This window comes from Lysobacter sp. TAF61 (assembly GCF_052113485.1).
GTDB lineage: Bacteria > Pseudomonadota > Gammaproteobacteria > Xanthomonadales > Xanthomonadaceae > Lysobacter_J.
Genome location: NZ_JBFRDH010000006.1, coordinates 57,102 through 79,286 on the forward strand (window position 1 = coordinate 57,102; position 22,185 = coordinate 79,286).

The 22,185-nt window shown below is 67.7% G+C and carries 17 protein-coding genes and 1 riboswitch; of the genes, 6 read left to right on the top strand and 11 right to left on the bottom strand.

From position 1 onward, the window contains the following. The first annotated feature begins 74 nt into the window (after positions 1 to 74). Entirely contained in the window at positions 75 to 1,391 is a 1,317-nt protein-coding gene (locus AB4Y64_RS13985; protein WP_441817066.1) for a dicarboxylate/amino acid:cation symporter, read from the top strand. 174 nt (positions 1,392 to 1,565) lie between these two features. Beyond that, positions 1,566 to 3,557, top strand: coding sequence for a transketolase (tkt, locus tag AB4Y64_RS13990; RefSeq protein ID WP_441817067.1), 1,992 nt, complete (start codon positions 1,566 to 1,568; stop codon positions 3,555 to 3,557). Positions 3,558 to 3,853: 296 nt separating this feature from the next. On the opposite strand, the gene AB4Y64_RS13995 is transcribed toward tkt, so the two are convergent. The 7 genes from AB4Y64_RS13995 to AB4Y64_RS14025 form a co-directional block, all read right to left on the bottom strand. Next, the gene (locus AB4Y64_RS13995; RefSeq protein ID WP_441817068.1) at positions 3,854 to 5,797 is read right to left on the bottom strand and encodes an acetyl-CoA hydrolase/transferase C-terminal domain-containing protein; all 1,944 of its coding nucleotides are present in this window, start codon (positions 5,795 to 5,797) and stop codon (positions 3,854 to 3,856) included. Positions 5,798 to 5,842: 45 nt separating this feature from the next. After that, on the bottom strand, positions 5,843 to 5,995 hold the full coding sequence (locus tag AB4Y64_RS14000; protein WP_441817069.1) for a hypothetical protein: 153 nt from the start codon (positions 5,993 to 5,995) through the stop codon (positions 5,843 to 5,845). Beyond that, complete coding sequence (locus AB4Y64_RS14005; protein WP_441817070.1) at positions 5,992 to 6,414, bottom strand: DUF6691 family protein; 423 nt, start codon at positions 6,412 to 6,414, stop codon at positions 5,992 to 5,994. Before AB4Y64_RS14005 ends, AB4Y64_RS14000 begins: the two co-directional genes overlap by 4 nt. Then, the gene (locus AB4Y64_RS14010; RefSeq protein WP_441817071.1) at positions 6,411 to 6,836 is read right to left on the bottom strand and encodes a YeeE/YedE family protein; all 426 of its coding nucleotides are present in this window, start codon (positions 6,834 to 6,836) and stop codon (positions 6,411 to 6,413) included. The genes AB4Y64_RS14005 and AB4Y64_RS14010 overlap by 4 nt, the downstream gene beginning before the upstream one ends. Then, on the bottom strand, positions 6,836 to 7,702 hold the full coding sequence (locus AB4Y64_RS14015) for an MBL fold metallo-hydrolase (protein WP_441817072.1): 867 nt from the start codon (positions 7,700 to 7,702) through the stop codon (positions 6,836 to 6,838). Before AB4Y64_RS14015 ends, AB4Y64_RS14010 begins: the two co-directional genes overlap by 1 nt. Positions 7,703 to 7,754: 52 nt before the next feature. Beyond that, positions 7,755 to 8,573, bottom strand: a complete 819-nt coding sequence (locus AB4Y64_RS14020) for a S1/P1 nuclease (protein WP_441817073.1) — start codon at positions 8,571 to 8,573, stop codon at positions 7,755 to 7,757. A gap of 62 nt (positions 8,574 to 8,635) precedes the next feature. After that, a complete protein-coding gene (locus AB4Y64_RS14025; RefSeq protein ID WP_441817074.1) occupies positions 8,636 to 9,259 on the bottom strand; it encodes an OmpW/AlkL family protein in 624 nt (207 codons plus the stop codon). Positions 9,260 to 9,448: 189 nt separating this feature from the next. On the opposite strand from AB4Y64_RS14025, the gene gap reads away from it, so the two are divergent. Together gap and AB4Y64_RS14035 are read left to right on the top strand one after the other, a co-directional pair. Beyond that, positions 9,449 to 10,453 carry a type I glyceraldehyde-3-phosphate dehydrogenase gene (gap, locus tag AB4Y64_RS14030; protein WP_441817075.1) on the top strand — a complete coding sequence of 335 codons (1,005 nt, stop codon included), beginning with the start codon at positions 9,449 to 9,451 and terminating at the stop codon, positions 10,451 to 10,453. Positions 10,454 to 11,248: 795 nt separating this feature from the next. Then, positions 11,249 to 11,662 carry a group III truncated hemoglobin gene (locus AB4Y64_RS14035; protein WP_441817076.1) on the top strand — a complete coding sequence of 138 codons (414 nt, stop codon included), beginning with the start codon at positions 11,249 to 11,251 and terminating at the stop codon, positions 11,660 to 11,662. Here AB4Y64_RS14035 and AB4Y64_RS14040 read toward each other — a convergent pair. From AB4Y64_RS14040 to AB4Y64_RS14055, 4 genes are all read right to left on the bottom strand, one after another. Next, entirely contained in the window at positions 11,659 to 13,176 is a 1,518-nt protein-coding gene (locus AB4Y64_RS14040) for a glycosyltransferase family 39 protein (protein WP_441817077.1), read from the bottom strand. The two genes, AB4Y64_RS14035 and AB4Y64_RS14040, sit on opposite strands and share 4 nt — an antisense overlap. A 188-nt stretch (positions 13,177 to 13,364) precedes the next feature. Next, on the bottom strand, positions 13,365 to 13,769 hold the full coding sequence (locus AB4Y64_RS14045) for an acyl-CoA thioesterase (protein ID WP_441817078.1): 405 nt from the start codon (positions 13,767 to 13,769) through the stop codon (positions 13,365 to 13,367). Next, positions 13,756 to 14,766, bottom strand: a complete 1,011-nt coding sequence (locus AB4Y64_RS14050; protein ID WP_441817079.1) for a ribonucleotide-diphosphate reductase subunit beta — start codon at positions 14,764 to 14,766, stop codon at positions 13,756 to 13,758. Before AB4Y64_RS14050 ends, AB4Y64_RS14045 begins: the two co-directional genes overlap by 14 nt. Positions 14,767 to 14,911: 145 nt before the next feature. After that, positions 14,912 to 17,272, bottom strand: coding sequence for a ribonucleoside-diphosphate reductase subunit alpha (locus AB4Y64_RS14055; protein ID WP_441817323.1), 2,361 nt, complete (start codon positions 17,270 to 17,272; stop codon positions 14,912 to 14,914). 368 nt (positions 17,273 to 17,640) lie between these two features. Beyond that, positions 17,641 to 17,881: riboswitch (cobalamin riboswitch) on the bottom strand. Between the two features lie 117 nt (positions 17,882 to 17,998). Here AB4Y64_RS14055 and AB4Y64_RS14060 point away from each other — a divergent pair. Further along, on the top strand, positions 17,999 to 20,668 hold the full coding sequence (locus tag AB4Y64_RS14060) for a DUF2339 domain-containing protein (RefSeq protein WP_441817080.1): 2,670 nt from the start codon (positions 17,999 to 18,001) through the stop codon (positions 20,666 to 20,668). After that, entirely contained in the window at positions 20,665 to 22,086 is a 1,422-nt protein-coding gene (locus AB4Y64_RS14065; RefSeq protein WP_441817081.1) for a DUF3999 domain-containing protein, read from the top strand. The genes AB4Y64_RS14060 and AB4Y64_RS14065 overlap by 4 nt, the downstream gene beginning before the upstream one ends. Positions 22,087 to 22,185 lie beyond the last annotated feature (99 nt).

Consider the following 22,185-nt stretch of genomic DNA (forward strand, 5'->3'; position numbering starts at 1 on the left):
CGGCCGGCCTGCATCGACTCCGGGTCGACCGGGTCTGTTTGCTAAGCTCCCGCGGTTCCCCGAGGAGTTGCAGGATGAGTGATTCAAAGACCAGCGCCGGCAAAGGCAAGTTGCCGCTGCACTGGAAGATGGCGATCGGCTTCGTCGCCGGCCTGCTGCTGGGCCTGGTGGTGCATTACGGAGTCGGGGCCGACACGGCCTGGGTCAAGACCTTCACGACCTACGTGACCCAGCCCGCCGGCACGCTGTTCCTGCGACTGATCTTCATGCTGGTGATCCCGCTGCTGTTTTCGGCGCTGGTCATCGGTGTCGCCGAGATGGGCGACGTCCGCTCGCTCGGCCGGATCGGCTGGAAGACGCTGGGCTACACCGTCGTGGTGTCCGGCATCGCGGTCATCCTCGGCCTGCTGCTGGTGAACTGGCTGCAGCCTGGCGCGGGCGTCGACCCGGTGCGTGCGCAGCAGCTGCTCAGCGAAGGCTCCGAGCGCGCCAGCGCCATCGTCGGCAGCACCCACGTCCAGCCCAAGGGCCTGGACATGCTGATGGCGATCGTCCCGGACAACATCGTCAAGGCCGCCGCCGACAACACCATCCTGGCGGTGATGTTCTTCGCGCTGATGCTCGGCATCGGCCTGGTGCTGACCCGCACCAGGGCCACAGAGACGCTGCAGCGCGCCATCGAGGGCCTGTTCGAGGTGTCGATGACGCTGATCGGCATGGTCATCAAGCTGGCGCCGTACGCGGTGTTCTGCTTCATGTTCAACCTGGCCGTGCTGTTCGGCTGGGAGCTGCTGGGCAGCCTGGGCGCCTACGTCGGCGTGGTCGTGCTGGCGCTGGCGTTGCACATGTTCGTGGTCTATTCGCTGGTGCTGAAGTTCGCCGGCGGCTACTCGCCGAAGAAGTTCTTCAAGGGCGTGCAGGAAGCAATGGTGATGGCGTTCTCCACCGCCTCGTCCAACGCGACCCTGCCGACCGCGTTGCGCGTTGCCGACGAGCAGCTCGGTCTGCCGCGGCGCGTCTCGCGCTTCGTGCTGACCGTGGGCGCCACCGCCAACCAGAACGGCACCGCCCTGTTCGAGGGCGTGACCGTGCTGTTCCTGGCGCAGTTCTTCGGGGTCGAGCTGACCCTGGTGCAACAGGCCACGGTGATGTTCGTCTGCATCCTCGGCGGCATCGGCACGGCCGGCGTGCCGGCCGGCTCGCTGCCGGTGGTGGCGCTGATCTGCGGCATGGTCGGCGTGCCGCCGGAGGGCATCGGCCTGATCCTGGGCGTCGACCGCTTCCTCGACATGTGCCGGACCACCCTGAACGTCACGGGGGACCTGATGCTGGCGACCGTGGTGTCCAAGGGCGAGCCGGCCGAAGTGCCTGCCGAGGCGGCGGCCGCCTAGGCCCGCGGCAGGGGAGCAGGCCCCTTTGCGGCCGCTCCCCGGTCCTGGCTGGCCCGTGGCGGGGCGACAGGGCGGCGTGGCAATGGGACAATGGCGGGCCCGCACGGCCCGGCCTCGACCGCCTGGCCTCTCGCGCGGGCCCCTCCCCGCAGCCGAAGACCCCGCCCCGACGCCATGACGACGCCCAGCCGCCGCGAACTAGCCAACGCCATCCGCTTCCTTGCCATCGATGCAGTGCAGGCCGCAAATTCCGGCCACCCGGGCATGCCGATGGGCATGGCCGACATTGCCGAGGTGCTGTGGAACGACTACCTCAGCCACAACCCGAGCAACCCGAACTGGTTCAACCGCGACCGCTTCGTGTTGTCCAACGGCCACGGTTCGATGCTGCAGTACGCGCTGCTGCACCTGTCCGGTTACGACCTGCCGATCGACGAGCTGAAGAACTTCCGCCAGCTCGATTCGAAGACTCCCGGTCATCCGGAAAACTTCATGACGCCGGGCATCGAGACCACCACCGGTCCGCTCGGCCAGGGCTTCGCCAACGCCGTTGGCATGGCGCTCGCCGAGAAGCTGCTTGCGCAGCGCTTCAACAAGCCCGATCACAAGATCGTCGACAACCGCACCTGGGTGTTCATGGGTGACGGCTGCCTGATGGAAGGCATCTCGCACGAGGCCGCGTCGCTGGCCGGAACCTGGGGCCTGCACAAGCTGGTCGCGTTCTGGGACGACAACAAGATCTCGATCGACGGCAACACCGACGGCTGGTTCACCGACAACACTCCGGCGCGCTTCGAGGCGTACGGCTGGAACGTGGTGCGCGGCGTCAACGGCCAGGACGCCGACGAGATCAAGACGGCGATCGAGACCGCGCTCAAGTCCAACGACAAGCCGACCCTGATCTGCTGCCGCACCACGATTGGTTTTGGCTCGCCGGCAAAGGCAGGCAAGGAGTCCTCCCACGGCGCGCCGCTGGGCAAGGACGAGGTCGCCGCGACCCGCCAGGCGCTGGGCTGGGAGTACGGTGCATTCGAGATTCCCGAGGCGATCTACGACGGTTGGCGCGTGCGCAGCACCGGCGGCCAGCGCGAACAGGAATGGAACCAGTCGTTCGACGCCTACAAGAGCCAGTACCCGGAACTGGCCGCCGAGCTGACGCGTCGCATCAGCGGCGAGCTGCCGGATGGCTTCGTCGAGGCGGCTGACGCCTACATCGCCAAGCTCCAGGCCGAAGGTCCGGTGATCGCCTCGCGCAAGGCGTCGCAGATGGCGATCGAGACCTTCGCGCCGCTGCTGCCGGAACTGATCGGCGGCTCTGCCGACCTGGCTCATTCCAACCTGACCCTGTGGAAGGGCAGCAAGTCGGTGGCCACTGACGACCCCAACGCCAACTACGTCTATTACGGCGTGCGCGAGTTCGCGATGACTGCGATCAGCAACGGCCTGGGCCTGCACGAGTGCTTCATTCCGTACGACGCCACCTTCCTGGTGTTCAGCGACTACGCGCGCAACGCCGTGCGCATGAGCGCGCTGATGGGTGCGCACGCGATCCACGTCTATACCCATGATTCGATCGGCCTGGGCGAAGATGGCCCGACCCACCAGCCGATCGAGCACGTTGCATCGCTGCGCTACATCCCCAACAACGATCTGTGGCGTCCGTGCGACGCGGTCGAGTCGGCGGCGTGCTGGAAGGCGGCAATCGTCCGCAACGACGGTCCGAGCTGCCTGGTCTTCTCGCGCCAGAACCTGGCCCATCAGCAGCGCAGTGAGCAGCAGGTGGCCGACATCGCCCGCGGCGGTTATGTGCTGAAGGATTCCAACGGTGCGCCGGAGATCATCCTGATCGCGACCGGTTCGGAAGTCGGTCTGGCGATGGATGCGGCGGCCCAGCTCGGCGACAAGGTGCGCGTGGTGTCGATGCCCTCGACCAATGTGTTCGATCGCCAGGATGCGGAGTACCGCGAGTCGGTGCTGCCGCGTGACTGCCGCAAGCGTGTGGCGATCGAGGCTGGCGTCACCGGCTTCTGGTACAAGTACGTCGGCCTGGACGGTGCGGTGATCGGCATCGACGAGTTCGGCGCGTCGGCGCCGGCAGAGAAGCTGTTCCCGGTGTTCGGGTTCACCGTTGAGAAGGTGGTCGAGGCGGCGCGCGCGCTGGGTTGATCGCTGGTGTCGTTTGGCTGAAATGAAAGAGCTGCCTTGGGGTGGCTCTTTCTTTTTGGGGGCGGTGATGTCTGCGGTGATGTCTTCGGAGGGGTGCCGTCCGCCGGGCCGGGGATCGCTGCGCCCGGCAGACGACATCCTGTCTCTATGCCGGGCGTGGGCCATCCATGGCCCACTGCTCCGCAATCCCCGGCCCGGCGGACGACACTCAGACGGTTCGTTGCACGGTCTTCGGTCCGCAACAAACCGTCATCCCCGCGAAGGCGGGGAGCCATCGCCGTTGCTTCTCTGATGCTTCAGCAGTCGGCGGCCTGCACAAGCGCGAGATTCAACAGCCGTGCCTCGATGCGCGCGCCGAACGTTGAAGGTGCCGCAAGGTCCATGCGTTGCAGCGCCTCGGCATCCGTCGCGCGCGCGGACAGGGCTTGGAACAGCACGCGCAGTTTGCCGCCGCGGGTCGCGGTGCTCGCCTTCAACCAGCCCAGCGCCTTCACCAGGCGCTGTTCGACGGCGGTGAAATCGCTGCCAAGCGGGTAGTCGGGCAGGGCGCCATTGCGCCGGAAGGGTTGCAGCGCGTCGCGCAGCGACGGCGGGGTGTTGGCTGCAGCCCGCGCCGGAAGGACGAAGTCGCCGCGCAGCTTGCCGGCATTGCGGGCAGTGTCGAGCAGTTGCTGCTGGAAGCGTGCATCGGTGATCGCGGCCATTGCCATGATGCAGTCTTCGTCGCTGCGGCCACGTATGTCGGCGATGCCGTACTCGCTGATGTAGATGTCGCGCAGGTGGCGGGGAATGGTGGTGTGGCCGTAGTTCCAGACGATGTTGGAGGTGGTCTTGCCGCCCGACTCGCGGCTGGCGCGCAGCAGCAGCACCGAACGCGCGTCCGGCAGGGCATGCGCCATCGCCACGAAGTTGTACTGGCCGCCGACGCCGGACACCACGCGTCCGTCATCGAGTGCATCCGACACCGCCGCGCCCAGCGCGGTCGCCATCATGCAGGTGTTGAAGAAACGGGCGTCACGACGCTGGATGCGTTCGAGCGCCTCGTCACCGCCGTACAGTTCGTTGACCTCGCCCACGCGCTTCATGCCGATGCCGCGGCGTGCTTCGTCGGGCAGGTCGCGCAGCCACTGGTAGAAGTCCGGCGAGCCGAGATAGAAGGCGCCGTGCAGGAATTCGCCTTCACGCTCCACGCGTGCCAGGTCGGCGTCGCTGGCATCGCCGTCGGCGATGCGCTGCATCAGTTCACGGTCGTCGACGACCTTGCGCGCGATCACGCCGACTTCGACCAGGCGGCGGAAACCTTCGTTGATCATCTCGCTGCAGCCGTACAGGCCCTGCGAGAACGGCGCCAGCGCGAGGTCGTCGGCGTGTGGCGAGGCGAGCGCGCGCAGCACGGCGTGGTAGGCGGGATTGTCGGTGTGGCGCAGCACCAGCGCATGGCACAGGGCGTCGGCGAGTGCGCCGATGCCGATCTGCAGCGTGCCACCGTCGCGCACGAGGGTGCTGGCGTGGAAGCCGATCGCATAGTCGACATCGGCCACCGGTTGCCGCGGCAGGCCAAATAGTTTCGGGAACGGGCCGGGCGGCTGCACGATGGCATCGAAGAAACCGGCGTCCACTTCGGCGCCGCCGCCGAGCCAGGGCAGCTCGGGGTCGACCTCGGCGATCAGCAGCGGCCGCGGCAGGCCGCGCGCGACGATCGCGTCGATGGCGTCGAAGGTGAGGTCGGTGTTGCACGACAGCGACACACGCGAGCCGTCGGCCGAGCGCGCGACCTTCTGCACGATGGCATTGACACCGCGGTCGGCCAGGGCGCGGGCGACGTGGGTGTAGTTGAGGCTGGCGTAGCGCCGTTGCACCTGGGTCGAACCGAGCATCGCGCCGGACTGCAGGTAGAACTCCTCGACCTCCATGTGCGCCGGCAGCGCATTGCGCTTGAGCGCCTGCACATAGGCCAGGCGCGGGAAGTCGCCGCCGAAGTGGCGCTGCGCGAATGGCTTGATGAAACGCGCCTCCAGGCCCTTGCCGCCTCCGGGGGGATCGAGCGAAAGCGCGGTGTACAGATGCAGGGGCCGGGACGGATCGCGTTCAATGCGCGCGTACAGCGCGTTGAGCAGGCGGTGCGGCTTTCCCAGTCCGAGCGGGGCGCCGACGTGCAGCGGGCCGCTGCGCTGGCTGAGCAGGTACTCGACGGCGTCGTCGAGCGAGTCGAGCAGGACGGGGGCGGGGCGCTCATTCATGGCGACAGCCTAAGCGCTGCATGTGTAGGCATCGCCAAGAAGCGTTCAAGGTGCGTCGACGACCCGGATCGAATCGACCTGGCGGACCCAGCGTGCGGGACGCGATTCGCCCGGTGCGACCAGTCGCCACGGGCCGTCTTCGCCGGCATGCGCGGCCGCAACCGCGGCCAGCAGTACGCAAGACAGGAACAGCTTCATGCGCGCGATCTCCCGGCGGCCATTCGGGCCAGCTGCGAGCCTGCCAGCATGGCGATGATGAACACAACCGGCTCCAGCGAGCCGTGGGCGAGGTTGGCCAGTGCCGGGCCGGGGCAGTAGCCGGCGATGCCCCAGCCGATGCCGAACAGGCCGCTGCCAATCAGCAGCCGGCGATCGATCGTCGGCACCGGTGGTGCCGGCAGCGGGGCGCCCGACAACGTGCGACCGCGGCGCCGCGTCCAGGCGAAACCCGGCAGCGCGACAGCGAGTGCGCCGCCCATCACCAGCGCCAGCGACGGGTCCCAGTGCCCGGCCACATCGAGGAAGTTGAGCACCTTGTCCGGGTTCGTCATGCCCGATACCGCCAGGCCCAGGCCGAACAGCGCGCCGGCGATGGCGCCGTGCAGGATCGCCTTCATGCGATGCCGCCGATCAGATGGCGCACGACATACACGGTGGCGAACCCGGTGCCCATGAATACCAGCACGGCGAGCAGCGAGCGCGTGGACAGTCGCGCCAGTCCGCAGATGCCGTGGCCGCTGGTGCAGCCGTTGCCCAGGCGCGTGCCGAAACCGACCAGCAGGCCGCCGGCAATCAGCCAGGGCAGGGGGAAATCGTGGCGGCCCGGCGTGCCCGACCAGGCGAACCAGGCGCCCGCGGCGACCACCAGCGCGATGAGAAACGCCCACCGCCAGTCGCGTCCCGGGTCGCCAGCGACCGCGCTGTTGACGATGCCGCTGATGCCGGCGATGCGGCCGAGCGAAAGCAGCAGCCAGGTGGCGGCGAGGCCGATCAGCGCACCGCCGATCAGGGAGGAAACCGGGGTGAACTGCGTGGGCATCAGAACTGGTCCAGGGGAATCTTGAGGTAGCGCACGCCGTTGTCTTCCGGCGCCGGCAGCGCGCCGGCGCGGATGTTGGCCTGCACCGCGGGCAGGATCAGCGCGGGCATCGCCAGCGTCGCGTCGCGTGCCTCGCGCAGGGCGACGAACGCATCCTCCTGCGTGCCATCGCGAACATGGATGTTGTCGCGCTTCTGCGCGCCGATGGTGGTTTCGCAGGCCACCTCGCGGCCACCCGGGCCATAGTCGTGGCAGACGAACACGCGGGTGTCGTCGGGCAGGGTGTGGAACAGATGCCGGATCGAACGGAACAGCGTGCGCGCATCGCCGCCGGGAAAATCGCATCGCGCCGTGCCGGCATCGGGCATGAACAGCGAATCACCGGTGAACAGCGCATCGCCGATGAGATAGGCATTGCTGTCGCAGGTATGGCCGGGCACCGCGGTCACGCGCGCCTCGAGCGCGCCGACGCCGAACAGCTCGCCATCGACGAACAGATGGTCGAACTGCGAGCCGTCGACCGGGAAATGCTCGCCCAGGTTGAAGATCGGGCGGAAGGTTTCCTGCACGGTGCAGATGCCTTCGCCGATCGCCAGCCGTGCCTGCGGCCACTGCGACTTGAGCCAGTGGCCGCTGCTGAGGTGGTCGGCGTGCGCGTGCGTCTCCAGGATCCACTGCACCTGCAGGTCGTGTTCGCGCACGTAGTCGAGCAGCTGTTGCGCCGCGGTGGTGGCGGTGCGCCCGGATTTGGCGTCGAAGTCCAGGACCGGGTCGATCATCGCCGCGGCACCGCCGGCGGGCTCGTGCACCACGTAGCTCCAGGTGTTGCTGTCGGCGTGGAAGAACGGCCGGACGTGCGGATTCATGGCCTGCCTCGCCTGCCTTGGACCGAGGCGGCAGTGTAGGCCGGCGCCGCTCCTAGCGCTTGCCCAGCGCTGCGTTCAGCGTCACCGCCAGTTCCGCGCCGGCCAGGCGCAGTTGCGCCTCGGCGACCGGGCGCCAGGCCTGCAGGTAGTCCGGGCCCAGCTTCGCGTTGGCCGGATAGAAGCCGGGGCGCCTGACGATCGCGCAGGACGCTTCTGCCCAGGCCACCGATTGCGGCGGCAACGCCTTGCCGGGCGCGAGCGTGGCCGCGGGCATCGCGCGCAGGCGCTGCAGGTAGGCCGGTTCGTCCAGGCCGGTGGCCTTCAACATGCCGCTGTCCCACAGCGAATGCAGGTTGCTGCCACCGCCGGTCGGCGTGGCCTGGTCGAGGTTCAGCTGGAAATCGTTGCCACCCTTGTCGTGGCCGTAGCCGGCGTGCAGCGGCTGGTGGACGTCGCCGACGAAATGGACGACGAACTTCAGCGCCTGCAGACGTTCGGCCTGCGGCCGCTTGCGGTCGGCGAGGATCCCGGCCTGCACGCGGATCGCCTCGATCACGCAATCGCCGTTGCGGCAGTGACGCTCGGGCTGGTAGACGCAGCCGTCCTCGGCCATGTTGACGTAGTGCCACTTGCTGGTGCGCTTGCCCAGTTCGGGATCGTGGTCGCGCAGCTCGTCGGCCCAGCTGGCGATGCCGGCCAGGGTCGGTTCCGGCTCGCCGGCCAGCAACTGCGCGACGGCCGCGCGCGTGGCCGGGGTCAGGTCGTCCCAGGCCAGGTCGGCGACCAGGCGGTGGCCCAGGCGCCCCCATGCGGAGGCCGGGGCGGGAAAGAGGCCAAGAACAAGCAGGCAGGCAATGAGGGTTCTGATCATGGCGCGCACTTTAGCCGACCGGCGATGACAGTCCTTTGCGCGGCCGGGTGTTCTTGGAGCCTTCAGAACTTCACGACGTAGGCCGCGCCGTAAACCAGCGGGTCGATCGCCACGGTCCCCAGGCTGGCGCCACTGAGCGAGGCATCCGTGTCGATGTCGATCCAGCGCGCATCGATGCGGATCGCGCCGCGCTGCCCGACCGCGAAGTCGACGCCGGCATGCGCGGCAAGGCCCCAGGAGTCGTCGAGATTGAGCTTGCCGCCGGCGAGCGCGCCCTGCGTGTCCTCGCTGAAGAACGTCGTGTAGTTGATGCCCGCGCCGACGAACGGCGAGACGCGGCCCTGGCCGTTGAAGTGGTACTGCAGCGAGACCGTCGGCGGCAGCTGCCTGGTGTTGCCGACTTTGCCCAGCCCGGCGATGCTGATGTCGTGCTCGAACGGCAATGCGGCCAGGACCTCGATGCCGAGGTTGTCGCGCACGAAGTACTCGAAGGTCACGGACGGCTTGACGTCACTGTCGACCGACACGTCGAGCGTGCCACCGGCGAGGCGACCGTTGTCGGACCTGGGGTCGACGGCATGGACGCCGAAGCCGAGGGTCCAGTCGCCGGCGGACTGGGCAAGGGCGGGCAGGGCGGCGGCGCCAAGGGCAACCGCCAGGGCGCAGGACAGCAGGGGCTTTTGCATGGGGGGAGAGCCTCGTGGGATGAGGTCTCCAGTGTCGGAAGGGTCCGCCGGACGCGCTTGATCATGATCAAACCAGCGGGCCGGGCGACCGTTGCCTCCCCTTCATCCCGGCCCGAAGTGGCTGCCTGTTAGAATGGGCGTTCCCCGTCCATCTGCCGCGCCGGGCGCGGCCGCAGGAGTTTGCTAGCTATGACCATCAAGGTTGGTATCAACGGCTTCGGCCGCATCGGGCGCAACGTGCTTCGCTCGGCCGTGCAGAACTTCAATGGCGAGATCGAGATCGTCGCCATCAACGACCTGCTGGAGCCGGACTACCTGGCCTACATGCTCAGCTACGACTCCGTGCACGGCCGCTTCAAGGGCGACGTGAAGGTCGAGGGCAACACCCTGCTGGTCAACGGCAAGAAGATCCGCCTGACCCAGGAGCGCGATCCGGCGAACCTGAAGTGGGACGAAGTCGGCGCCGACGTCGTCATCGAATCCACCGGCCTGTTCCTCGACAAGACCACCGCGCAGAAGCATCTCGATGCCGGCGCGAAGAAGGTCGTGCTGTCGGCCCCGTCGAAGGACGACACGCCGATGTTCGTCTACGGCGTGAACCACACCAAGTACAACGGCGAAGCGATCGTCTCCAACGCTTCGTGCACGACCAACTGCCTGGCGCCGATCGCCAAGGTGATCAACGACAAGTGGGGCATCAAGCGCGGCCTGATGACCACCGTGCACGCCGCCACCGCCACGCAGAAGACCGTCGACGGTCCGTCCAACAAGGACTGGCGCGGTGGCCGCGGCATCCTCGAGAACATCATTCCGTCCAGCACCGGCGCGGCCAAGGCCGTGGGCGTGGTGATCCCGGAGCTCAACAAGAAGCTCACCGGCATGGCCTTCCGCGTACCGACCTCGGACGTGTCGGTCGTCGACCTGACGGTCGAGCTCGACAAGCCGGCAACCTACGCCGAGATCTGCGCGGAAATGAAGGCGCAGTCGGAAGGCGCGCTCAAGGGCATCCTGGGCTACACCGAAGACAAGGTCGTCGCCACCGATTTCCGCGGCGACACGCGCACTTCGATCTTCGATGCCGAGGCCGGCATCGCGCTGGACAGCACGTTCGTCAAGCTGGTCAGCTGGTACGACAACGAGTGGGGCTACTCGAACAAGTGCCTCGAGATGGTCAAGGTTGTCGCCGGCAAGTAAGCCTGCGCACTTTGGCATGTAGACAAGGCCGGCATTTGCCGGCCTTGTTGTTTGTGGACGGTGGACGGTGGACGGTGGTCTGTGGTCTGTGGGGGAGGAGGTGGGGTGTATTCCGTGAACCTCCGCTTCGCTCCGTTGATCGTTCACGAAATACACCCCACCCCCTCCTTCACAACGCTTCCGCCGATTCATTGACTTCGCGTGTTGGTGCTCGTGCACTGTCCGCGTGACGTGGCTGCAAGGGTGGGACTCGGGCTGCCTGGATACAGGGCGGTGTCTGTGCCCTCGACTCATTCGCGCGTCCGCTCGGTGAGCTCGGTCCCAGACGCCCGCGACAGGTTGCGGCAGTTTCAAACCCACGCTTGCAGGCCTTCTCGTATGGTGCGGCGTCCTGCAGACGATATGGAGCGAAGAGGACGTCACGCAGCATGGGCCCATCAATTCCGTGCCTGGCTTGTTTGATGCAACCCACGGGTGTTTCGAAACCACGTGATCCTTTCGCGGGCGTCTGGGACCGAGCTCACCGAGCGGACGCGCGAATGAGTCGAGGGCACGGACACCGCCCTGTGTCCTCGCAGCCCGAGTCCCGACCTTGCAGCCACGCCACGCAGGCAGCGCATGAGCCCCAACACGCGAAGTCAATCAAGTAACTGCGGCGTTGGCGAAGAGGGGGTAGGGTGCATTCCGCGAACGATTAACGGAGCGAAGCGGAGGTTCGCGGAATGCGCCCTGCCCCCTCCCCCATCAAGCTAAAAGACCTTGATTTCAGCCAACACAAGCCCAACTAGAAGAGCCATGAGCGAACTTCTGCAGCTTGACGAGCAGCAACTGGCGACACTCGTGGACCGCTTCTACGAGCAGGTTCGCCAACACCCCGAACTCGGCCCCGTGTTCAATGCAGCCATTGACGACTGGCCCGAACACAAGCGCCTGTTGACGACGTTCTGGTCGTCGGTGCTTCTTGGCACGCGCAGCTACCGTGGCCAACCGATGGCCGCGCACCGGCCGCATCCGATCCGGCCCGAACACTTCGATCAGTGGCTGACACTTTGGCGCCAGACCGCCGAAGCGATGCTCCCACCCGAGCACGCCGCGCTGGCCTGCGAACACGCCGAGAAGATCGGCTACAGCCTTCGCTACGGCCTGGGATTGCAGGAACGCAAGGGCGCACTGCCGCTCGGCGTGCCGATCGCCGGCATCAACGCCTAACCGAACTTCTGCAGCTTCGGCCAGGCCTGCGGCCAGGCAACGCGCAGGTTGCGGCAGATGAAGATCTCCGGGTGATCGCGCGTTTCCTCGTTCGCCACCTTGTAGCGATTGGTGATGCGGCCGGCAAACACACAGTCGCCCGGCGTGTCGGCAATGTCCTGTGGCGAATCGCCCAACACGATCACCGTCTGCGGCGGCGCGTCGCCATAGCCCTTGTACCAGTACGAGTTGACCGGGCTGACCGCGGCCGGCAAGCCCAGCGCCGGCCCATAAAGATTGATCGCACCGGCCTCGCCGTAATTGTTGGCGAACACGATGGTGTGTTCGCGCTCGGCCGCCGGCAACTCGTGGTAGATGCGCGCGACTTCAGCGACCAGTTCCGGCCAGCCGATCTGCTCGGCGAAGTTGTCGTGCGCCGCGCGACTGATGCGCCAGCCCATCGAATTGACTTCGGACAACTGCAGACCGATCAGGCCGCTGGCCCCCGCCATCAGCACCACCCACACGGTCAACAGCGCGGTTCCCGTGAAAGCGTAGCCGGCACGCAGTGGTCCTTGCCGGTGCATGAACTGTTCGATGGCGACGCAGCCTGCCGCCAGCAGCATCGGATAGGCCGGCGCCAGGTAATACGCGCGGCCCTGGACGAGCGTGAACAACAGCAGCGGCACCGCGTACATCCATGCGACCACCGCGTAGCGGCGACCGGCCTTGGACAGGATCAACCAGGCCAGGCCCGCCAGCCACACCGGCAGCGCCATCAGGCCGGCGTTGCCGTATAGCTGTTCGATCAGGAAGTCGCGGGTGCGGCCGATGCGCACGTCGCGGGCATGGATGCTCTGCAGGAAGTCCAGCGAGATGAAACCGTGCTGCCATTGCCACAGCGCATTGGGCAGGAACAGCAACAGCGACACTGCCGCGCCGATCCACAACCAGCGGCTGCGCAGGTGCGCGCGCAACGGCGTCGCCAACGTCGCAACCACGATGCCGGCGACGAAGAACACCATCGTGTACTTGGTCAGCATGCCCAGGCCGATGACGGTGCCGATCGCCAGCCACCAGCGCGGATTGCCGCTGTTCACCAGTCGCAGCACCAGCCAGGCCAGCAGCACCCACCACAGATAGTCGATGCTCACGTATTGCATCAGGCCGCCGGCGACCATCGAGAATGGTCCGAGCGCCGCGAACAGTGCCGCCACGATCTGCGTGGCGCGGGTGCCACCCATCTCGCGCGCAATCAGGCCGGCGAGCACGGCGGCAATGCTCTGGGCCAGGGCCGCGAACACGCGGAAGCCGGTGAGCGAATCGCCGAACAGCTCCAGCGATATCCGTGCAAGCGTGGGCGTCAGTGGCGGGTAGGCGACGTAGCCCCAGGCCAGGCTGCGCGCGTCGTCGAGCAATGCCAGCTCGTCACGATGGAAGCCGTAGTGCTGGTTGCTGTAGAGCCGCAGGACGAACAGCGCGATCGCGATCAGGGCCAGCCAGAGGACGTGGCTGCGGGGCAGACGCATGGGCATGGCAGGGCGATTCCCGTCAGAATGCCGGCTATTTAGTCCTGCGCCCGGCCAGGATGCAATGGGGGCCCGATCGGCGCGTGCAACAGCGAGTACGAAGGCGCCAGCCAGCGCACGCGTGCTCCGCCGGTCCGGGATGGCGTCGTGCCGTCATGCCGTCATGCGGTCATGCCGTCATGCGTTCGTGCGGTTCATGCCGCCAGCGCCGGCACCGGCGTCGGCTGGCCATGCGCATCCAGCGCGACCATGGTGAAGCGCCCGCGCGTCGCCAGCCGGGTATCTCCGGTCATCAGGTCTTCGCGGTACATGTCGACCTCGACCTGCAGCGAACTGCGGCCGGTGCCGACCACGCGCGCGACCAGCTCGACCAGCGCGCCCTTGGGCACCGCGACATGGAAATCGATCTGCTCCGAGCGCGCGGTGACCACGGTGCTGCGCGCATAGCGCGAAGCTGCGACGAAGGCGGCCTTGTCCATCCATGCCAGCGCCTGGCCGCCAAACAGCGTGCCGAGGTGATTGGTGTGGTCGGGGAACACTATTTCGGTCATGCGCGCTTCGATCGGCGGCGAGGCGACGGTGCCATCAGAACGCGGCATCGAAGGCGACCTCGCCCTGCACGCCAACCTGGTACGCCGAGACGCGGCGCTCGAAGAAGTTGGTCACTTCCTGCACGTCCTGCAGGTCCATGAAGGCGAACGGATTGGTCGCGCCGAAATGGCGCGGCATGCCCAGCTGCGCCAGGCGCTGGTCGGCGCAGTACTGCAGGTACTGGCGCATGTCCTTCGGCGACAGGCCGGCGACGCCACCGGACAGCACGTCCTGGGCGAACTGCATCTCGCACTCCACCGCCTCTTCCAGCATCTGCACGACCTGGCGCTGCAGTTCGTCGTCGAAGAGTTCCGGCTGCTCGCTGCGTGCGGTGCGGATCACCTCGAAGGCGAACGCCATGTGGCAGCTTTCGTCACGGAACACCCAGTTGGTGCCCGCGGCCAGGCCATGCAGCAGGCCGCGCGAGCGCAGGTAGTAGACGTAGGCGAAGGCGGCAAAGAAGAACAGGCCCTCGATGCAGCAGGCGAAGCAGATCAGGTTGAGCAGGAACTGGCGGCGCTGCTGCGTCGTCTCGATGCGGCGGATGTCCTGGATCGAATCGATCCACTTGAAGCAGAACTCGGCCTTGGCGCGGATCGAGGGGATGTTCTGCACCGCGTCGAAGGCTTTCGCGCGTGCGACCGGGTCGGGCAGGTAGGTGTCGAGCAGGGTCAGGTAGAACTGCACGTGCAGCGCTTCCTCGTACAACTGCCGCGACAGGTACATGCGCGCCTCGGGCGCGTTGATGTGCTGGTAGAGGTTCAGCACCAGGTTGTTGGCGACGATGCTGTCGCCGGTGGCGAAGAACGCCACCAGCCGCTCGATCAGGTGGCGTTCGGCCGGCCCCAGCTTGTGCTTGAGGTCGTTGACGTCGAGCGAGAAGTCGACCTCCTCGACGGTCCAGGTGTTGCGGATCGCGTCGCGGTACATCTCGTAGAACTGCGGGTAGCGCATCGGCCGCAGGGTGAGGTCGAAGCCGGGGTCGAGCAGGCGCGTGTCGGACATGGTGTTGCCTCGGTGGACCTTGCCCTTCAGGGGCGGGCGACGCTGCGTTCCGCGGGGGAGGGAGGCAGTTCGCGCGTCGCACGCCGGCTGAAGGGAAGGTTGGGTTGAACCCCTCTCCCGCGAGCGGGCGAGGGGCTACAAGGGGCTACTGGCAGGCTTCGCAGCTCTCGGGGTTCTCGAGCGAGCACGCCACCGCTTCGACTGCCGTGTACTCGGGCTTGGCCACTTCGGCGACGCCGCTGACAGTGGCCTTGGCGATCTTGGTCGCCGGCCGCGAACGCAGGTAATAGGTGGTCTTGAGCCCCTTCTTCCATGCGTACATGTACATCGACGACAGCTGGCCGATGTTCGGGCTCTCGATGAACAGGTTCAGCGACTGGCTCTGGTCGATGAAGGCGCCGCGATCGGCCGCCATGTCGATCAGCGAGCGCATCGGCAGTTCCCAGGCGGTGCGATAGACCGCGCGCAGCGATTCGGGAATCTCCTTGATGCCCTGGATCGAACCTTCGGCCATCTTGATGCGGTCGCGCAGCTCCGGCGTCCACAGGCCGAGCGTCTTCAGCTCCTCGGCCAGGTAGCGGTTGACCACGAGGAAGTCGCCCGACAGCGTCTCGCGCTTGAACAGGTTCGATATCTGCGGCTCGATGCACTCGTAGCAACCGGCGATCGAGGCGATGGTGGCGGTCGGCGCGATCGCGATCAGCAGCGAGTTGCGCAGGCCGTGCTCGGCGATGCGTGCGCGCAGGCCGTCCCAGCCGTGGGCGTCGGACGGCGCCACGCCCCAGGCCTCGAACTGCAGCTCGCCCTGCGAAGCGCGGGTGTCGGCGAACGACGGGTGGCGGCCACGTTCCATCGCCAGTTCGTTGGAGGCCGACAGTGCGTGGAAGTAGACCGCCTCGGCGATCTGCTTCGACAGCGCCCGCGCCTGGTCCGAATCGAACGGCATGCGCAGCTTGAAGAACACGTCCTGCAGGCCCATCACGCCAAGGCCCACCGGACGCCACTTCAGGTTGGCGCGGCGCGCGGTTTCGATCGGGTAGAAGTTCAGGTCGATGACGCGATCGAGCTGGCGTACAGCGAGCCGCACCGTCTCGGCCAGCTTGTCGAAATCGAAGCGGCCGTCTTCGCCGTGCACCGGTCCTTCGGCGAAGAGCTCGACATGGTGCGAGAGGTTGATCGAGCCCAGGTTGCAGACCGCGGTCTCGTCCTGCGAGGTGACTTCCAGGATCTCGGTGCACAGGTTCGACAGGTGCACCACGTTGCCATCGCGCAGGGTCTGGTTGCAGGCGCGGTTGGACTTGTCCTTGAAGTTCATCCAGCCGTTGCCGGTCTGCGCCAGTGTCCGCACCATGCGGCTGTAGAGCTCGCGCGCCTTGACCTGGCGCGTCGCCAGGCCGGCGACTTCGGCGGCGTGGTAGGCGCGATCGAACGCCTCGCCCCACAGGTCGGTCAGCTGCGGCACCTTGGCCGGATCGAACAGCGACCAGTCGCCATCGGCCTCCACGCGGCGCATGAACTCGTCCGGGATCCAGTTGGCCAGGTTGAGGTTGTGCGTGCGTCGTGCTTCGTCGCCGGTGTTGTCGCGCAGCTCGAGGAACTCCTCGACGTCGGCGTGCCACGGCTCCAGGTATACGCAGGCCGCGCCCTTGCGCTTGCCGCCCTGGTTCACCGCCGCGACCGAGGCGTCGAGCGTCTTCAGCCACGGCACGATGCCGTTGCTCAGGCCATTGGTGGAACGGATCAGCGAACCGCGCGAGCGGATGCGGGTGTAGCTCAGGCCGATGCCGCCACTGAACTTGCTCAGTTTGGCCACGTCCATGTAGCGCTTGTAGATGCTCTCCAGCGAGTCTTCCGGTGAGTCGAGCAGGAAGCAGCTCGACAGCTGCTCGTGCGTCGTGCCCGAGTTGAACAGCGTCGGCGAACTCGGGATGTAGTCCAGCTGCGCCATGCGCCGGTACAACGCCAGCGCGTCGCTGACATCCTCGCTGAGCGCGCAGGCAATGCGCAGGAAGAACTGCTGCGGAGTCTCGATGACGGTCCGCGCCGTCGGGTGGCGCAGCAGGTAGCGGTCGTACAGCGTGCGCAGGCCGAAGTAGTCGAAGCGCTGGTTCAGCGCCGGGTCGATGGCGTCGTTGAGCTTGCGCGCGTTGGCCTGGACGAAGGTCAGCAGGCGCTCGTTGATCAGGCCCAGCTCATGGCCGCGCTGCACCGACTGCGAGAACGCATGGATCTCGATGCCGGCGACTTCCTTCTCGATCACGCCGGCGAGCAGGCGCGCGGCGAGGCGGCCGTACTCGGGCTCCTCGGCGGTCAGCAGCGCGGCGGTGCGGATCGACAGCTCGTCCAGTTCGCGCGTGGTCGCGCCGTCGTACAGGCCGGAAATGGTGCGCGTGGCCACGCGCATCGGATCGACCGCGAACAGGCCATCGCAGTTGCGCGTCACCGCGCGCACGATCTTGTTGAGGTCGACCGGGTCGCGGCGGCCGTTGCGCTTGGTCACCGTCATGGTGAGGTTCGCGGCCGGCGGGGTCAGGGCGAAGCCAGCGGACTCGCCCTGCGCGGTCGTGGCGGAGGCGGTCGTGGCGGCCGCGGTCGTGACGAGCGTGGCCTTCGGCTGGGCGGCAGCCTTGCTGGCGGCGGGCGCGTCGGTGGTGGTGGTCATGCTGTTGGCTCCGGTGCGTGGGCGCACGGCTCGTCGTCCTTCCCTCGAAGGGCGGCGTGGCGCGGGTCGCGGGACTCGGAGATTGCGGTTGCGGCGTCGCGCAGGCCGAGACCGGCCTGGAGTGGCGCATGCGTTCTTCGACAGCAACGGCGCCACCGTGCGACACCGACCGTCTTCCCTCCGAAGACTCGCTGGCCGGTCACCGCGCGGTGTGCAACGCGCGGCTGTCGGCAGGTCTTCGGGCTCTGGACGCGAGGACCGGGCGTTTGCCGCTGGTGACCTCACCTACTGACCGTCGCTTCCCGGGCCTTGGGCCCAGTGCCATGACGGCGTTCGTTTCCACTACCGCTGCGGGGCAGCGCCGGAGTTGGCCGCTCGCTGTTCGAGCGTGGCCGCACCGGACTTCCCTTTTAAGCCGACCGCTAGGCCGGCACCGACGGACACAACATAGTGTGGTCGAGCTGGTTGGTCAACACATAATGTTGTGCGCCACGATCCGAACGCAAAAGCTGAACCGCACACCTGCGCTTGCGGTAATGTGAGCCCAAATCCACAACAGGGGGCCCATGGATGGCTGGTGGAATAGGAATTCTCGTGCTGCTGGTGTTGTCGGTGCCGGTCCTGCTGATCGTCGCGCTGACGATGATCGGGACGCTCAAGGCGCGCGTCGCCGTCCTCGAGGTGCAGGTCGCGCAATTGCGCTCGCCGCCGGTCGCCGGCGAACAGGCAGAGGGGCCGACGCTGCAGGAATGGATGCGCGCCCAGGCGCCATCGGCTGCCGCGGCCGCACCGCCTCCGCTCGAACGTCCCGCCGCGCCTGCAGCTGCGCCAGCGTCGCAGGTGCCGGCGCGGCCGCCGCTGCCGGCCGCCGCGCGCGAACGAGCCACGCCGCAGTACACGCGCGCGCCGCGCGAACCGGCGCGACCGGACATGGTCGACCTGGCCACGCGTGCAGTTCGCAGGTGGTTCACCGAAGGCAACATGCCGGTCAAGGTCGGCGTGCTGGTGTTCTTCGCCGGTATCGCCTCGTTGCTGAAGTACGCCTCCGACCAGGGCTGGATGCGCATGCCGGTCGAACTGCGCCTGGCCGGCGTTGCCGCCTCGGCGCTCGCGGCGCTCGTATTCGGTTGGCGCCAACGCGAGGCCAGGCGCAGCTTCGCGCTGAGCCTGCAGGGCGGCGCGATCGGCGTGCTGTTGCTGGTGATCTTCGCGGCCTTCCGCTTCTACCAGTTGCTACCGGCCGGCGCTGCGTTCGGCCTGAGCGTGGTGCTGGTGGCCGGCGCCGGTGTGCTGGCGGTTCGCCAGAACGCGATCGCGCTTGCGGTGCTCGGCATCCTGGCCGGCTTTCTCGCGCCGATCTGGCTGTCGACCGGCAGCGGCAACCACGTCGCGCTGTTCGGCTACTACGCCATGCTCAACCTGGCCATCTTCGCGATTGCCTGGATGCGTCCGTGGCGCGCGCTGAACCTGCTGGGTTTCGTCTTCACCTTCGGTGTCGGCACGGTCTGGGGCGCGATGAGCTACAAGCCCGAGCACTTCGCGAGCACCGAACCGTTCCTGTTGCTGTTCTTCTTCTGCTACCTGCTCGTGCCGATCCTCTACGCGCAGCAACGGCCTGATGGCAAGCGCGACCGCATCGATGGCTGCCTGGTGTTTGGCACGCCGCTCGTGGCCTTCGCGTTGCAGGCCGCGCTGCTCGAAGGCGAGCGCATGCAGCTGGCCCTGTGCGCGCTGGCGCTGGCGGTGGTGTATGCGGCGCTGTCGTGGTGGCTGCGCCGGCGCGAACGCTTCGTCACGCTGGCGACGTCGCACGCGTTGCTTGCCGTCGGGTTTGCCACGCTGGCCGTGCCGTTGGCACTGTCGGCGCAGGCCACCGCCTGCGTGTTCGCGCTCGAGGGTGCGGCGCTGGTGTGGCTGGGATCGCACCAGCAACGCCGTTTGCCGCAAGTGACAGGGCTGCTGTTGCAGCTGCTCGCCGCCGGCGCCTTCACCATCGGCATTGCCGACAACCCGGCCGCCGCGACGCCGGTGCTCAACGCGGCCTGCATGGGCGCATTGCTGATCGCGATCGCCGGTTTCGCCAGCGCGTGGAGCTATCGCCGCGTCGCCGCCGACCGGCCGGCGCTGGTCTATTACCTGTGGGGCCTGGGCTGGTGGTTCGGCAACGGGCTGCACGAGATCGACCGCTTCGTCACGACGCAGGAATGGCCCGACGCGATCCTGATGTTCGTGGCGGTGACGGGCTGGATCGTGGCCGAAGTCCATCGGCGCAACCCGGCACGCGCGCTGGCATGGACGGTGGTGGCGAGCATGGCCGCGGCGGTGCTGCTGGCGCTCGCGCAGGACGCCGCGCATGGCCATCCCTTTGCCGGCCTCGGCGGGGTGGCGTGGCTGCTGTTCGCACTGACCGGCTGGCGCAGTCTGCGTTGCCTTCGCGACCATGCCGACGGCAATGGCGAACCCGGCATGGCCCATGCGCTGTGGTTGTGGGCGTGGGCGCTCGCCGCGGGCCTGTGCCTGCACCAGCTGGCCAGCGACGCCGGCTGGGGCGAGGGTTGGCAGATCGCCGCGCTCGGCTTGCCCGGCTGGTGCATTGCCGCGCTGGTGCAGTGGCGTCCGCAGTGGATCGCAATGCCCCTGGCGAGTCACTTCGAACAGTGGCGCAGGCCGTTGCAGTGGACGTTCGTGCTCGCTCTGGCGTTCGCCGCTGCAATCGCGCTGACCATCGCCGGCAACAGCGCGCCGTTGCCGTGGGTGCCGCTGCTCAACCCGCTGGACCTGGCGCAACTGGCCGTGGTCGGGCTGGTCGCCGCATGGCTCACTTCGCCGCTGGTCTCCGACGAGTTGCGTGAACGTCGCATCCCGCTGCTGGCCGCGGCCGGCTTCGCGCTGATCACGGTGATTACGCTGCGCACGGTTCACCATCTCGGCGGCGTGGCCTGGGACGGCTCGATGTTCTCGACCAGCCTGGTACAGACCAGCCTGACCATCGTGTGGAGCGTGCTCGGCGTGTTCGGCTGGATATTGGGTTCCCGCCGCGGCCAGCGCGACCTGTGGCGGGCCGGCGCGGTGCTGATGGCGGTGGTGCTGGTCAAGCTGATCCTGGTCGACCGTTCGCACCTGGGCACGATGCTCGGGATCGCCTCGTTCATCGCCTACGGCCTGCTGTGCACGCTGGTCGGTTATTTCGCGCCCGCACCGCCGCGTGCGCTGCGCACGGAGTTCGACGTCAGCCCATGAAACTCGCCCGCATTGTCCGCCTGCTGTCTGCCTGCATGGTTTCGGCCAGCCTGTTCCTTGCCGCGCCCGCCGGTGCCAGCGAAGACTTCGCGCAGCAATGGCCGCTCAAGCTGAGCCGCGACGATGGCGGCGCCTATCGCGTGACCCTGGATGCGTCGGTGTATCGGCAGTTGCATAGCGCGGACCTGCGCGACTTCGAAGTGCGCAACCACGAAGGCGCTGCCGTGCCGTCGGCGTTGTTCGCGCCGGAGCAGCCACTGGCGCAGGCACCGGCGCGGATCGCGTTGCCGTGGTTCACGTTGCCGGCCACGCCGGCCAATGGTCCGGCCGGAGGTTGGGAGCTGGTCGGCGCGATCGACGGCGAGGGCCGGCTGCGCGGCGTTGAAGCGCGCGTGACCGGTACCACCGCGGCCGCATTGCCGCAGAACGTGCTGCTGGTCGACGCCAGCCAGGTGCGCGAGGCGATCTCGGCGCTGGAGCTGCAATGGCGGCCGACATCGGCACTCGACCTGGGCTTTCGCGTCGAAGGCAGCGACGACCTCGACCAGTGGCAGCCGTTGCCCACGCGCGGCCGACTGGTCGATCTGCAGCGCGAAGGGCGGCGCCTGTTGCAGCGGCGCATCGAGCTGCCTGCCGGCCGCCATGTACGTTATCTGCGCCTGACGCCAGACCGCGGCGACCAGCCGATCGCGATCACCTCGGTCAGCGCCGAGCTGGCTGGCGTTACGGTGGCATCCTCGCCGCAGTGGCAGCAACTGCGTGGACGCCATGTCGAGTCGTCCGGGCGCGACACGTTCGAATTCAACCTCGAAGGCAGATTCCCGGTGCAGCAGGTCGACGTGGCGCTGCCGGGCAACCACGCCGTCGAGTGGCGGCTGGAAAGCCGCGATGACAACGATGGCCCCTGGCGCCTGCGCGCCGGCCCGTGGACGGCCTGGCAGGTCGATTCGGCCGGGCGCGGCAGCCGCTCCGGCGCGCGCGCACTGGATCAGATCGTCCGCGACCGCTATTGGCGCCTGAGCGCGAACACGCCGGTCGGCGGCGAACCGGCGTTGCGCCTGGGCTACCGGCCCGAAGTGGTGGTCTTCCTCGCGCAGGGGGCCGCGCCTTACGCGCTGGTCGCCGGCAGTGCCCGTGCGCGCCGCGCCGATTCGCCGTTGCCGCAACTGGTGGAAGCCATGCGCGGTCAGCGTGGAGAGGGCTGGCAACCGGCGCCGGCCTATCTCGGTGCATCGCAGGTCCTGGCAGGCGACGCGGCGTTCGCGGCCAGGCGCGACTGGACCTCGTGGCTGCTGTGGGCGGTGCTGGTGCTGGGCGCGCTGGTCGTCAGCGCGTTTGCGCTGAGCCTGCTGCGCCAAACCAGGCCGGCGGCCGGGCAGGGCGCGGCTCACGATTCCGAAACTCCGGGCGGGGTCTAGCGGGGCGCGCACCGCGGTGCTTGCCGCGGCGGCGCGGCGGTTTCATTCCGGCACCGGGGCCGCGACAATACGCGGCTACGCAATCACCCGGAGCGCCGC

What these genes read in the sequence shown, in the direction of transcription:
- AB4Y64_RS13985 (WP_441817066.1), top strand. Translation starts at nt 75, where the DNA reads ATGAGTGATTCAAAGACCAGCGCCGGCAAAGGCAAGTTGCCGCTGCAC.
- tkt (WP_441817067.1), top strand. Translation starts at nt 1,566, where the DNA reads ATGACGACGCCCAGCCGCCGCGAACTAGCCAACGCCATCCGCTTCCTT.
- AB4Y64_RS13995 (WP_441817068.1), bottom strand. Translation starts at nt 5,797, where the DNA reads ATGAATGAGCGCCCCGCCCCCGTCCTGCTCGACTCGCTCGACGACGCC.
- AB4Y64_RS14000 (WP_441817069.1), bottom strand. Translation starts at nt 5,995, where the DNA reads ATGAAGCTGTTCCTGTCTTGCGTACTGCTGGCCGCGGTTGCGGCCGCG.
- AB4Y64_RS14005 (WP_441817070.1), bottom strand. Translation starts at nt 6,414, where the DNA reads ATGAAGGCGATCCTGCACGGCGCCATCGCCGGCGCGCTGTTCGGCCTG.
- AB4Y64_RS14010 (WP_441817071.1), bottom strand. Translation starts at nt 6,836, where the DNA reads ATGCCCACGCAGTTCACCCCGGTTTCCTCCCTGATCGGCGGTGCGCTG.
- AB4Y64_RS14015 (WP_441817072.1), bottom strand. Translation starts at nt 7,702, where the DNA reads ATGAATCCGCACGTCCGGCCGTTCTTCCACGCCGACAGCAACACCTGG.
- AB4Y64_RS14020 (WP_441817073.1), bottom strand. Translation starts at nt 8,573, where the DNA reads ATGATCAGAACCCTCATTGCCTGCCTGCTTGTTCTTGGCCTCTTTCCC.
- AB4Y64_RS14025 (WP_441817074.1), bottom strand. Translation starts at nt 9,259, where the DNA reads ATGCAAAAGCCCCTGCTGTCCTGCGCCCTGGCGGTTGCCCTTGGCGCC.
- gap (WP_441817075.1), top strand. Translation starts at nt 9,449, where the DNA reads ATGACCATCAAGGTTGGTATCAACGGCTTCGGCCGCATCGGGCGCAAC.
- AB4Y64_RS14035 (WP_441817076.1), top strand. Translation starts at nt 11,249, where the DNA reads ATGAGCGAACTTCTGCAGCTTGACGAGCAGCAACTGGCGACACTCGTG.
- AB4Y64_RS14040 (WP_441817077.1), bottom strand. Translation starts at nt 13,176, where the DNA reads ATGCCCATGCGTCTGCCCCGCAGCCACGTCCTCTGGCTGGCCCTGATC.
- AB4Y64_RS14045 (WP_441817078.1), bottom strand. Translation starts at nt 13,769, where the DNA reads ATGCCGCGTTCTGATGGCACCGTCGCCTCGCCGCCGATCGAAGCGCGC.
- AB4Y64_RS14050 (WP_441817079.1), bottom strand. Translation starts at nt 14,766, where the DNA reads ATGTCCGACACGCGCCTGCTCGACCCCGGCTTCGACCTCACCCTGCGG.
- AB4Y64_RS14055 (WP_441817323.1), bottom strand. Translation starts at nt 17,272, where the DNA reads ATGACGGTGACCAAGCGCAACGGCCGCCGCGACCCGGTCGACCTCAAC.
- AB4Y64_RS14060 (WP_441817080.1), top strand. Translation starts at nt 17,999, where the DNA reads ATGGCTGGTGGAATAGGAATTCTCGTGCTGCTGGTGTTGTCGGTGCCG.
- AB4Y64_RS14065 (WP_441817081.1), top strand. Translation starts at nt 20,665, where the DNA reads ATGAAACTCGCCCGCATTGTCCGCCTGCTGTCTGCCTGCATGGTTTCG.